Raw genomic sequence first — 11,820 nt, forward strand, 5'->3', positions numbered from 1 at the left:
AGTCGGCCACGGCTTATCAGGCTAATGGCGAATAAATCTCCCGATCAAGACAAAGATGGACCCTACGTGGATGACTTTGTGGCGCCGTGGGTACCGCGATCCTCGTCTCACTTCGTGGGTCTCTCGTGAACGCGTTCACAAGCGGTGGATAGACTCTGTGGGACCGCCGGGGGGATCCGTGGACGTGTCCCCCCATGCCCGCCGTGCCCAAAAGGATCCACACCAGTGAACAAGCCCGTCGTTCTGGTCGCAGAGGAGCTGTCCGAGGCTGGCCTCGCCGTACTCGGCGCTGATTTCGAGGTCCGCCACACCGACGGCGCAGACCGTTCCCAGTTCCTGCCCGCACTCGCCGGTGTGGACGCGCTGATCGTCCGCTCGGCCACGCAGGTCGACGCCGAGGCCATCGCCGCGGCGCCCAAGCTGCGCGTCGTCGCCCGCGCCGGCGTCGGCCTCGACAACGTCGACGTCGACGCGGCCACCAAGGCCGGTGTCATGGTCGTCAACGCGCCGACCTCCAACATCACCAGCGCCGCCGAGCAGACCATCGCCCTCATCCTGGCCAGCGCGCGCAACACGGCCCAGGCGCACGCCGCACTGAAGAACGGCGAGTGGAAGCGTTCCAAGTACACCGGCGTCGAGCTGGACGAGAAGGTCATCGGCATCCTCGGCCTGGGCAAGATCGGCCAGCTCGTGGCCCAGCGGCTGGCGCCGTTCGGCGTCGAGCTGATCGCGTACGACCCCTACCTGCCGCCGGCCCGCGCCGCGCAGATGGGCGTCAAGCTGCTCCCTCTCGAAGAGGTGCTCAAGCAGGCCGACTTCATCACCGTGCACCTGCCCAAGTCCAAGGAGACCGTCGGGCTCATCGGCGACAGGGAGCTGCACCAGGTCAAGCCGAGCGTGCGCATCGTCAACGTCGCCCGCGGCGGCATCGTCGACGAGGGCGCCCTGTATGCGGCGATCAAGGAGGGCCGGGTCGCGGGAGCCGGCCTGGACGTGTTCTCCAAGGAGCCGTGCACCGACAGCCCGCTGTTCGAGCTGGACCAGGTCGTCGTCACGCCGCACCTGGGCGCCTCCACGCACGAGGCCCAGGAGAAGGCCGGCACCCAGGTCGCGCGGAGCGTGAAGCTGGCGCTGGCGGGCGAGTTCGTGCCCGACGCGGTCAACGTCGAGGGCGGCGCCGTGGCCGAGGACGTCAAGCCGGGCCTGCCGCTGGCCGAGAAGCTCGGCCGGGTCTTCACCGCGCTGGCCGGCGAGGTGGCCACCAAGCTCGACGTCGAGGTGCGCGGTGAGATCGCCGCCCAGGACGTACGGGTGATCGAGTTGGCCGCGCTCAAGGGCGTGTTCGCCGACGTGGTGGAGGAGCAGGTCACCTACGTCAACGCGCCGCTGCTGGCCAAGGACCGCGGCATCACGGTCGAGCTGGTGACCAGCTCCGAGAGCCCCGACTGGCGCAACGTGGTGACCGTGCGCGGCGTGCTCGCCGACGGGCGTACGGTCTCGGTGTCGGGCACGCTCTCCGGGCCTCGCCACATCACGAAGATCGTCGAGGTCAACGGCTACGAGATGGAGATCGAGCCGACGGCCCACCTGTGCTTCCTCACCTACACCGACCGTCCCGGCATCGTCGGCGTGGTCGGCCGGCTGCTCGGGGAGCACGGCATCAACATCGCGTCGATGCAGGTGGCCCGGGACGTCAAGGGCGGCAAGGCGCTCATCGCGCTGACCGTCGACTCCGCGATCCCCGCCGACATCGTCGAGCAGATCGTGACCGAGATCGGCGCCGAGAGCGGCCGATCGGTGGACCTGGAGGACTGACCTCCTTCTGTCCTTCCGTCCTGTCAGGGCCGTCACCCGATCCCGGGTGGCGGCCCTTTCTGTGTCTCATCATGCGAGATACTAGGACATCCAACGAGATGCCTCAGGTATTGTGGCTGTGATGCGCCAGGTTCTTGTACTCATTACCTGCCGCGGCGGGGCCTGTTAGGGCAGGTCGACGGCTCGCCGCGGAGATCGGCGCCGGTGTCGGCCAGTAAGTCCCTCAGTTAGACCCTCCGTCCGGTCCGTGACCCGGACCGCGAGATCGGGCTCGGTCGGATTCGCGACCGGAGTCCGGCTTCCCCTCCTTTGGAACGCATCCGCGAGAAGAGATGAGTCACATGTACGAAATGTATGCCTGGAACCGTGCCGAAGACCACGACGACGAGGCGGCCGAGGCCGTGCAGATCGCGCTGGACCGTCGCGACAACGGCGGCGCCCCCCAGAACTCCAGCCGGTAGGGCCCTGCCCCGTCCGTGCCGCTCCTGGTGACGCGGCGGCATGTCCGCACGTCAGGCCGGTGACAGGGGTACCGACACCTTCCCTCGTGGATACGTAGAGTGCTGATAGCGTCGCGCTTCGTATCCGTTCGAGGTGGAGGTTCCCCCATGTACGCTGCCCTGATCCGGCGCGCCGCCGCAGTCGCCCTGCCCGTCCTGGCCGGCGCGGCCCTGTTCGTCACCCCCGCCCACGCGCAGGCGGCCGAGCTGCACATCGTCAAGCACAACCTGCCCGCGGGCACCGCCGAGCGCTGGGTCCTGACGTGCCACCCCGACGACGGGACGCATCCCGACCCGTTCGCCGCCTGCGACCGGCTCCGCCGCATCGGCGGTGACCTGGAGCGGATCAGGTTCCGGCCCGACGTGCCCTGCCCGCGGATCTTCGACCCCGTCCGCGTCGAGATCAACGGCTGGTTCTACGGTCAGCACAAGCACTTCGACGAGCATTACCCCAACCCGTGCTTCGTGGAGAAGATCGCGAGCCCGATCGTGCCCTGACCGGGAGCGATCGCACCCGCGCCGGGGCCCTGATCGACGGGCCTGACCAGGGGTGAGGGAGCACGGGCGGCCCCGTCCGCGCACGGGGCCGCCCGTGGCTTTCCGCGCCGGCGGCCGGTCAGAGGGTGGCCGTGACGATGGCGTCGGCGGGGGTAGTGCGCTCTTCGACCACCTTCGCCCATTGGCGCACCCCCTTGGGGTCCGGCCGGACGGCGCCCACGAAGGCGGTTCTGCGCCAGTCCGAGAGCTTCTCCTCCTTCACCACGTCGCCCGAGTGCGGCGAGTGCACCATGTAGCCGGGCTTGGAGATCATCCCGACGTGGCCAAGGTCGCTGAAGAACACCAGGTCGCCGGGCTTGAGCTGGTCCCAGGAGATCTTCCTGGAGAACGCCGCGTACTGCTCGGTGGTGGTGCGCGGCAGTTCGATGCCGGCCGCCTCGTAGGCCCTGAGCATGAGTCCCGAGCAGTCGTAGCCGCTGTCGCTGGTGCCACCCCACACGTACGGGATGCCGCGCCTGTTCATGGCGAACTTGAGTGCCGTCTTCCAGGCGGGCTTCGGCGCGCTCTGCGCCCGGATGCGCTTGGTGTCCGTGACGGTCAGGGTGGTGGGGTCGTCGTCGGTGTCGGCTTTGGCCGTGTTGGCAGTGTCGGCAGTGTTGGCCGTGTTGTCCGTGTTGTCCGTGCGGGCCTGAGCTGCTGTGTCGGCCTGAGCTGCGGGGTCGGCCTGAGTGGCGGTGTCGTCCTGGGCCGTGGTGGCGGCCTGTGCTGCGGGGGTGGCCAGGATGAGTCCGGCGGCTCCCGCCGCCAGGACAATGGCGATGCGAGACAGAGCACTGTCCTTCCATGAGGCCGGCCGGGTTAGCTGACGGGCTCGGGCCTGGAAGACAGCCCTACGGCGGTGCCGATTCGCCCCTGGGGCTCACGTGGGTCCCCGGCTCCACGCAGCGGCTGCGTGGATTAGGCCCGACAAACACTAACGAAACGGTCAAGCAGTCGTAAACCCCCCAAAATCGGGCGTCCAGAAAATGAGATGCAGTGTTCGTCAGACGAGACGAGCCGGTAAGGTACCGCCATGGAGTCGCGTAACATCCGCCTGGCCGTCATCCCCGGGGATGGCATCGGCGCCGAGGTCGTCGCCGAAGGGCTCAAGGTCCTGGAAGCCGTGGGCACGAAGATCGAGGCCACGCACTACGACCTGGGGGCCGCACGCTATCACCGCACCGGCGAGACCCTCCCCGACGCGGTGCTCGACGAGCTACGCGGCTACGACGCGATCCTGCTCGGCGCCGTGGGCGACCCCAGCGTGCCGCCGGGCGTCCTCGAGCGTGACCTGCTGCTGCGGCTGCGGTTCGCGTTCGACCACTACGTCAATCTGCGGCCGGTCAAGCTCTTCCCCGGGGTGCGGACCCCGCTGGCCGGCGCCACGCCCGGCGACATCGACATGGTCGTCGTCCGTGAAGGCACCGAGGGTCTCTACGCCGGCACCGGCGGCGCGATGCGCCGCGGCACGCCGCACGAGATCGCCACCCAGGAGTCGCTCAACACCGCCTACGGCGTCGAGCGCGTGGTGCGTTACGCCTTCGAGAAGGCCCGGTCGCGCCCGCGCAAAAAGCTGACCCTCGTCCACAAGACGAACGTGCTCACCTTCGCCGGCGACCTGTGGCAGCGCACGGTCGACCGGGTGGCCGCCGAATACCCCGAGGTCACCACCGACTACTGCCACGTCGACGCGGCCTCGATGTTCTTCGTCACCCAGCCCGAGCGCTTCGACGTGGTCGTCACCGACAACCTGTTCGGCGACATCATCACCGACCTCGGCGCGGCCATCGCGGGCGGCATCGGCCTGGCGGCCAGCGGCAACGTCAACCCCGAGCGCACCTCGCCCAGCATGTTCGAGCCGGTGCACGGCAGCGCGCCCGACATCGCCGGCCAGGGCAAGGCCGACCCCACCGCGGCCGTCCTGTCCGTCGCCATGCTCCTCGACCACCTCGGCCTGCACGCCGAGGCGGCCAGGGTCGAGCAGGCGGTCGCCACCGACCTCGCCGAGCGACCCACCGGCCGGGCCGGTCGGGCCACCAACGAGATCGGCGATGACATCACCGCGCGAGTATCCGGCTAGGACCGCCTAGCCCCGAAACGCGCCTGGCGGTCCGAGGAGGACTGCCGGGCGCTTTTGCGTGTTCCCAGTTCGGGCGGCCTTTCGTCGGCTTTTCGCGGGCGACCTCCCCATCGGCCGCTTGTCATCCCATATAGCGAGACAATAGGAAGTACGGACCGCCCTCCGGGGTGGGCTGCCCGCCGCCGCAGGTTCATAGATCCGCAGACAGCGGGCAGATTCCGGTAGATTTCGGTAGATCGCAGAGAGAAGGACCTCCGTCATGACCATCGCTCAGAAGCTCAGCATCGACGTGCAGCTATCCGCCAACGCTCGCACCGCGGCCGAGCGGGAGCAGGTACTGGCGGACCCCGGTTTCGGGCAGACCTTCACGGATCACATGATCTCGATCGACTACACCGAGGACCGGGGGTGGCACGACGCCCGGCTCATGCCCTACGGGCCGCTCTCCCTCGACCCCGCCACGTCGGTCTTCCACTATGCGCAGGAGCTGTTCGAGGGCCTGAAGGCGTATCGCCAGCTCAGCGGCTCGATCGTGACGTTCCGTCCGTACGCGAACGCCGCCCGCTTCAACCGCTCGGCCCTCCGCATGGCCATGCCGGAGCTGCCGGAGGAGACGTTCGTCGAGTCGCTCGAAGTGCTCGTCTCGACGGACAAGGAGTGGGTGCCGACGACCGAGGGGCACAGCCTCTACCTGCGGCCCTTCATGATCGCCACCCAGGCGGGGCTGGGCGTCAACTACCCGTCGAAGAGCTACAAGTACATGGTCATCGCCTCGCCGGCGGCCTCGTACTTCACCGGGGGGATCAAGCCCGTCTCCGTCTGGCTGTCCACCGAGTACACGCGGGCCGCCCCGGGCGGCACCGGCTTCGCCAAGTGCGGCGGCAACTACGCCGCGGCGTTCGTCGCGCAGCGGCAGGCCGTGGCGAACGGCTGTGACCAGGTGGTCTGGCTGGACGCCCACGAGCACCGCTACGTCGAGGAGATGGGCGGGATGAACCTGTTCTTCGTCTTCGGCGACAAGCTCGTCACGCCCGCGCTCACCGGCACGCTGCTGCCCGGCATCACCCGTGAGTCGATCCTCGAACTGGCCGGCGACCTGGGCCTGCGTACCGAGGAGCGCCTGGTCAGCGTGGACGAGTGGCAGGCCGGGTGCGCGTCGGGCGAGCTGACGGAGGTGTTCGCGTGCGGCACCGCGGCCGTGGTGACGCCCGTGGGCTCGGTCAAGGGCGCCGACCGCTCGTGGACGATCGGCGACGGCACGCCCGGCCCGGTGACGATGCGGGTGCGCGAGGAACTGGTCGGCATCCAGTACGGCGCCCGCCCCGACACCCACAACTGGATCCACAAGATCGCCTAACGACCCGCCGGAGGCTCGCTCACCGCGGTCACCGGCCCCCGCGCCTCGGGGGTTCGCTCACCACAGGTCGCCGACCTGCACGGCGAACCCCCACGGCTGCGGCAGGAAAAGCGACTCGTTCCCCGCGGCGACGATTTCCCGCCCGTATTTCCCGCCCTCCGGGGCGGCGAAGAGTTTCGCGGCGCGGGGAGCGGGATCGAGCACCAGATAAAGCGGCACCCCGGCCGCCGCGAAACCCTGCGGCTTGACGTAGTAGTCGTCGTAGGAACTGTCGGTGGAAACGACGTCCACGATGAGCGTCGTCGAGTCGCCGCACACCGCGTGGTCCATGCGCATACGCGGGGAGCCCGGCACCACGGCGAGGTCGGGCACGTAGCGGTCGGTGTGTTCGCCCAGGTGGACGGTGATGTTCGGCCAGATCTCCCAGCCTCGATCGAGCACTGTGCCGATGAGCCTGCGCATGATCCCGAAGACGACCGTATTGTGCTGCCAGGTGCCGGACTCGTTCACCACGATCCGACCTCGCAGCATTTCCACCCGATATTCGGGCAGCAAATCCCGCACGGTACGAAAACGCTCTTCGAGCGGCGCGGCCATGCCTGTCGGTCCTTTCCTGTCCGGGAAGGACCGAGCGTATGCCCGCACGGGTGTGTGAACACAGGGCGTGCGGGTGAAACGCCGTCAGTTCTTCCTGATCAGGGTCATCCCGTCGGCGACCGGCAACATGAGCACGCTCACCCTGGGATCCTCCATCACCAGGTCGTTGAACCGGCGGATCTCCACCGTCGTCTGCTCGTCGTGGGCCGGGTCGGCCACCCAGCCCCTGCGCAGCGTGTTGTCCGCCACCAGCAGCCCGCCCGGCCGCAGGCGCTCCATCAGCAGCTCGTAGTAGACGGGGTAGTTGCCCTTGTCGGCGTCCACGAAGGCCAGGTCGATCGGCTGGTCGAAGGCGGGTAGGGTCTCGGCCGCCGGGCCGATGGTGAGCGTCACCCGGTCGGCCACGCCCGCCTCGCGCCAGTAGCGGCGGGCGATCGACGTCCACTCCTCGCTCACGTCGAAGCAGTGCAGCCGCCCGCCGGACAACCCGCGGGCGATGCACACGGACGAGTATCCGGTGAACGTGCCCACCTCCACGACGACCCGCGGAGCCATCAGTTGTGTGATCATGGTGAGGAATCTGCCCTGGTCGGAGGAGATCTGCATGGCCGCGCTCTCGCCCGCGACCTCGGCGGTCTCCTTCTCCAGCGCCTTCAGCAGGGCGTCGGGCGGGGTGGTGTGGTCGAACACGTAGCGCGCCACGGCGGCGTCGAGGAGGTATGCCTTCATGGGGGCATTGTCGCCGTTTCCTGTAGGGTCTGCGCGGTCGATGAGGTGAGAGTGGGCTGATGATGAAGCGGTTGATGGCGGTCGCCGCGGCGTGCGTGGCGATCGCCGTACTCGGGGTGCTGGCGTTCTCGGAGCCGGGCGCGTCGTCCGACGGGGTGCAACTGACCCGGCAGGCCGACGGCTCGGTGATCCTGGCCGACCTGGGCGGCGACGCGCCCGTGCTCGACGTGTTCGAGGACTTCGACTGTCCCGTCTGCAAGGACATGCACTCCAAGGTGGACACCACGATCCAGCGGCTGGCCAGGGAGGGCAAGGTCAAGGTCGTCTTCCACGCCGTGACGATCTTCGAGGACGAGCCCATGCGCTCCAACTCCATCCGCGCCGCCGCGGCAGCCCGCTGTGTCCCCGAGGCGAACTGGCTGGCCTTCAGGGACGAGCTGTACGCCATGCAGCCCGCCCCGCACGGCGTGGCCTCCGGGTTCACCGTCGCGGAGCTGGCCGCGACGGCCAGGAAGGTGGGGGCCTCGGTGGACGCGTGCGTCACGTCACAGTCGTACGCGAAGGCCCACCTGGCCGAGACGGCCAAGATCCCGCTGGAGGGCACGCCGACCGTGCTGCTCGACGGGCAGATGCTGGGCCCCGAGGCGTTCGACCCGGTGGCCCTGGAACGGGCCATCACGGGCGGCGTCGGCGTGCGGGTGTGACGCGAGTATTCCCGTGGTGTCCCAGGGGTTGAGACCGGTGTGCCGGATGGTGGATCCATGTGGCAGACTGGGTTTCACCATGTTCTACGGTCTGCTCATTATCGGCAGGCGCGCCGGCTGAAATTCAGGACACCGCCGGCGCGCAGACCTCTCACGTCCGTGAGGGGTCTTTTTGTTTTCCCGAAGCAGACGCGCTTCCACAGACGCTTCCACAGAGCTTCAGAGACGACGTTTCCCAACACTGTCCGGAAAGAAGAGACTGATGGCCGACGACCGCTTCCACGTATATGACACGACGCTGCGTGACGGCGCTCAGCAGGAGGGGCTCAACCTCACCGTCGCTGACAAGCTCGCCGTCGCGCGGCACCTGGACGGCCTCGGCGTCGGCTTCATCGAGGGGGGCTGGCCGGGCGCCAACCCCAAGGACACCGAGTTCTTCAGGCTCGCTCGAACAGAGCTCGACCTGAAGCACGCGCAACTCGCCGCGTTCGGCGCGACCCGCCGGGCCGGTGCGAAGGCAGCCGACGACCCATTGGTGGCCGCTTTGCGCGAATCCGGCGCGCCGGTCGTGACCCTTGTCGCCAAGAGCCACGACCGGCACGTGGAGCTGGCCCTCCGCACGACTCTCCAGGAGAACCTCGCGATGATCCGCGACACGGTCTCTCACCTGCGTGCGGAGGGACAGCGGGTCTTCCTCGACGCCGAGCACTTCTTCGACGGCTACAAGTCCAACCCAGCCTACGCGCTGGAGGTGCTGACGACCGCCGCGGAAGCGGGCGCCGACGTCATCGCCCTGTGCGACACGAACGGCGGCATGCTCCCCGACGAGCTGGCCGAGATCGTCCTCGACGCCGTACGCACCAGCGCCAGGGTCGGCATCCACTGCCACGACGACACGGGCTGCGCCGTGGCCAACACCCTGGCCGCGGTCAAGGCGGGGGCCACGCACGTACAGGGCTGCGCCAACGGCTACGGCGAGCGCTCCGGCAACGCCAACCTCTTCACGGTCGTGGCGAACCTCCAGCTCAAGCGGGGCTTCGACCTGGTGCCCCCCGACGCCCTGGCCGAAATGACCCGCATCGCGCACGCGATCACCGAGGTCACCAACGTCACTCCCAACTCGCACGCCCCCTACGTCGGCACCTCGGCCTTCACCCACAAGGCCGGCCTGCACGCCAGCGCCATCAAGGTCGACCCCAACCTCTACCAGCACATCGACCCCGCCCAGGTGGGCAACGACATGCGCATGCTCGTCTCCGACATGGCCGGCCGCGCCTCGGTCGAGCTCAAGGGCCGCGAGCTGGGCTACGAGCTGACCCCCGAGCACACCAAGACGCTGGTCGCGCGGGTCAAGGACCTGGAGTCCAGGGGCTTCACGTTCGAGGCCGCCGACGCCTCGTTCGAGCTGCTCCTGCGCGACACCGTCGCGGGGGAGCGCAGGCGCCACTTCGAGGTCGAGTCCTGGCGCGTCATCGTGGAGCGCACGAAGGGCGGGGAGCTGGTCAGCGAGGCCACGGTCAAGCTGCACGCCAAGGGCGAGCGCATCGTGGCCACCGGCGAGGGCAACGGCCCCGTCAACGCCCTCGACAAGGCCGTACGCCAGGCGCTCGAGCAGCTCTATCCCGAACTGGCCAAGCTGGAGCTGGTCGACTACAAGGTCCGCATACTCGAAGGCGCCCACGGCACCGACGCCATCACCCGCGTCCTCATCACCTCCACCGACGACACGAACGAGTGGGCCACGGTCGGGGTGGCCGAGAACATCATCGACGCGTCCTGGCAGGCCCTGGAGCAGGCGGTCACGTACGGCCTGCTGCGCGCGGGCCGCGAGTACCCGTAGCGCCCGCCGCGGCGGTCAGAGCAGACCGGCGGAGAAGGACACGCCGTCCACCGTGACCTTCCCGCCGGAGCACGACACCTTGGGCGAGTCGGTCCCCGGCACGATCACCGTCAGCAGCGACGTCGCCGCCGGGGACACCACCACGTTCGTGGCCTGCTTCGACAGGTACGTGGGCGACACCCAGCCCACCTCGCCGCCCCGCTCCACCTTCTGCCCGCCGACCTGCTTGCACGACGAGAACTGCAGCAGCGTGACCTTGAACTTGCCGTCGCCCAGCACCACCTTGCCGCCGCTGTTGGAGACCACCTTGAGCGTCGGGGCGAAGCGCCAGATGTTGCGGACCTTTTTCCCGCCCGAGGCCGAGTCCAGCACGGCCATCAGGTCGTCGCCGTGGTTCACCAGCACCGACCTGGTACGGCTCACCCCGTACGCCTTGTCCGTCAGCTTGAACGCCTGGCGGTCGTCGCCGTAGTCGGTCTTGACGAGCTTGCTGGCCGTACGCGGCTGGAAGCGGGAGCCCACCACGGTCGGCACGTTGTGCGCCTCCGGCGAGAGCGTCCAGTACCGGTACGAGCTCTTCTCGTAGGAGTGGAACCCGGCGTCCACCAGGATGTCGCGCCCCTGCGCGTAGTACGTGACGCCCAGGTGGTCCTCGTGCCCGTGGAACTTCATCCCGGGCCCGAACCTGATCGAGTAGTACGCCGACTCCGGCTTGCCCCAGGCGGTGCGCCCGAAGACGTAGCCGGCCCGGTAGGTCTCGACCTCCTGCTTCGGCGTGCCCGTCTCCATCTTCGGCTCGGTCTCGGCGCTGCCGTCGCCGATGGGCACCATGTAGCCGTTGGGCATGGTCGAGTGGGCGACGAAAGCCTTCATGGCCTCGGCCCGCTTGGAGATCTCGCCGGGCACCTTGCGGTCGCACGCCTTCATGTTGGTCATCGCGACCTGGAGGCGTCCGTAGACGTAGACGGCGTAGCGGGGCGCCTGCTCCATGAGCGCGCCCTGGGAGTCGACGTCCAGCTTCACCGTGCCGGTCAGACGGCTGGAGGCCAGGTCCGACCAGTCTTTGCGGCCGTAGCGGCAGCCGATGCCCATGAGCGCGATGTCCTGGTCGATGCCGTGGTTGTGGCCCTTCTTGTACAGCTTCGGGTTCGACAGGAGCTTGGCGTGCGTGTTCAGGCTCTCCTTGAGCCAGCTCGCGTTCACGTGCCGGCTCAGGCAGAGCAGCGGCTGGGTACGCAGGGAGACCGGGTGGTCCGTCCAGACGTAGGAGGGGGTGCCGCGGGCGCCGTACTTGTTCGCGGCCACCCAGTCCTTGGTGATCTCGGTGGCGCGGTCGAGGTAGCGCTGCTCGCCGGTGTTCTCGTACTCGACGACGAGCGTGCCCATCCAGCGCAGCGACTGGAAGACGAACTCCCACGACCTGTTCCGGTACGGGCTCGCGTCCCAGTCGATCTTCTTGCCCAGCTTGTACGCCGGCAGCCCGACCAGCGAGATCTCGCCCTTCATGACGTCCTCGGCGGTCGGCGTGCCGGGCAGCCAGTCGCCCTGGCACTCCGCGGTGCGGGTCACCTTGTCGGCCGCCTGCGCCGGGCTCACGAGAGCGTTGAGCGTGAGCATGAGGGCAAGAGGAATCGCGAGGCGGCGCACGCCAGTTCCTTCCG

At 68.6% G+C, this 11,820-nt stretch carries 10 protein-coding genes and 1 riboswitch; of the genes, 6 read left to right on the top strand and 4 right to left on the bottom strand.

The genetic code is table 11. The features are described 5' to 3' along the window. Positions 1–225 precede the first annotated feature (225 nt). Entirely contained in the window at positions 226–1,815 is a 1,590-nt protein-coding gene (gene serA / locus ABD844_RS24695; RefSeq protein WP_344882397.1) for a phosphoglycerate dehydrogenase, read from the top strand. 608 nt (positions 1,816–2,423) lie between these two features. Further along, positions 2,424–2,813, top strand: a complete 390-nt coding sequence (locus ABD844_RS24700; protein ID WP_344882400.1) for an SSI family serine proteinase inhibitor — start codon at positions 2,424–2,426, stop codon at positions 2,811–2,813. Positions 2,814–2,931: 118 nt separating this feature from the next. Here ABD844_RS24700 and ABD844_RS24705 read toward each other — a convergent pair whose 3' ends face one another. Next, entirely contained in the window at positions 2,932–3,336 is a 405-nt protein-coding gene (locus ABD844_RS24705; protein ID WP_344882403.1) for a C40 family peptidase, read from the bottom strand. Positions 3,337–3,645: 309 nt separating this feature from the next. After that, positions 3,646–3,787: riboswitch (cyclic di-AMP (ydaO/yuaA leader) on the bottom strand. A gap of 98 nt (positions 3,788–3,885) precedes the next feature. On the opposite strand from ABD844_RS24705, the gene ABD844_RS24710 reads away from it, so the two are divergent. Together ABD844_RS24710 and ABD844_RS24715 are read left to right on the top strand one after the other, a co-directional pair. Next, a complete protein-coding gene (locus ABD844_RS24710) occupies positions 3,886–4,932 on the top strand; it encodes a 3-isopropylmalate dehydrogenase (protein WP_344882406.1) in 1,047 nt (348 codons plus the stop codon). A gap of 259 nt (positions 4,933–5,191) precedes the next feature. Continuing rightward, complete coding sequence (locus ABD844_RS24715) at positions 5,192–6,289, top strand: branched-chain amino acid aminotransferase (protein WP_344882409.1); 1,098 nt, start codon at positions 5,192–5,194, stop codon at positions 6,287–6,289. A gap of 57 nt (positions 6,290–6,346) precedes the next feature. Here ABD844_RS24715 and ABD844_RS24720 read toward each other — a convergent pair whose 3' ends face one another. Continuing rightward, positions 6,347–6,886, bottom strand: coding sequence for a Uma2 family endonuclease (locus tag ABD844_RS24720; protein ID WP_344882412.1), 540 nt, complete (start codon positions 6,884–6,886; stop codon positions 6,347–6,349). An 84-nt stretch (positions 6,887–6,970) separates the two neighbouring features. After that, the gene (locus tag ABD844_RS24725; RefSeq protein ID WP_344882415.1) at positions 6,971–7,615 is read right to left on the bottom strand and encodes an O-methyltransferase; all 645 of its coding nucleotides are present in this window, start codon (positions 7,613–7,615) and stop codon (positions 6,971–6,973) included. Between the two features lie 59 nt (positions 7,616–7,674). Here ABD844_RS24725 and ABD844_RS24730 point away from each other — a divergent pair, with 59 nt between their 5' ends. Both ABD844_RS24730 and cimA read left to right on the top strand, forming a co-directional pair. Beyond that, on the top strand, positions 7,675–8,319 hold the full coding sequence (locus tag ABD844_RS24730; protein WP_344882417.1) for a DsbA family protein: 645 nt from the start codon (positions 7,675–7,677) through the stop codon (positions 8,317–8,319). A gap of 262 nt (positions 8,320–8,581) precedes the next feature. Next, positions 8,582–10,159 carry a citramalate synthase gene (gene cimA, locus ABD844_RS24735; protein ID WP_344882420.1) on the top strand — a complete coding sequence of 526 codons (1,578 nt, stop codon included), beginning with the start codon at positions 8,582–8,584 and terminating at the stop codon, positions 10,157–10,159. Positions 10,160–10,174: 15 nt separating this feature from the next. On the opposite strand, the gene ABD844_RS24740 is transcribed toward cimA, so the two are convergent. Beyond that, entirely contained in the window at positions 10,175–11,806 is a 1,632-nt protein-coding gene (locus ABD844_RS24740; protein WP_344882423.1) for a heparinase II/III family protein, read from the bottom strand. Positions 11,807–11,820: the final 14 nt, after the last annotated feature.

Origin of the sequence: Nonomuraea antimicrobica (genome assembly GCF_039536965.1) — a bacterium.
Classification (GTDB): Bacteria; Actinomycetota; Actinomycetes; order Streptosporangiales; family Streptosporangiaceae; genus Nonomuraea; species Nonomuraea antimicrobica.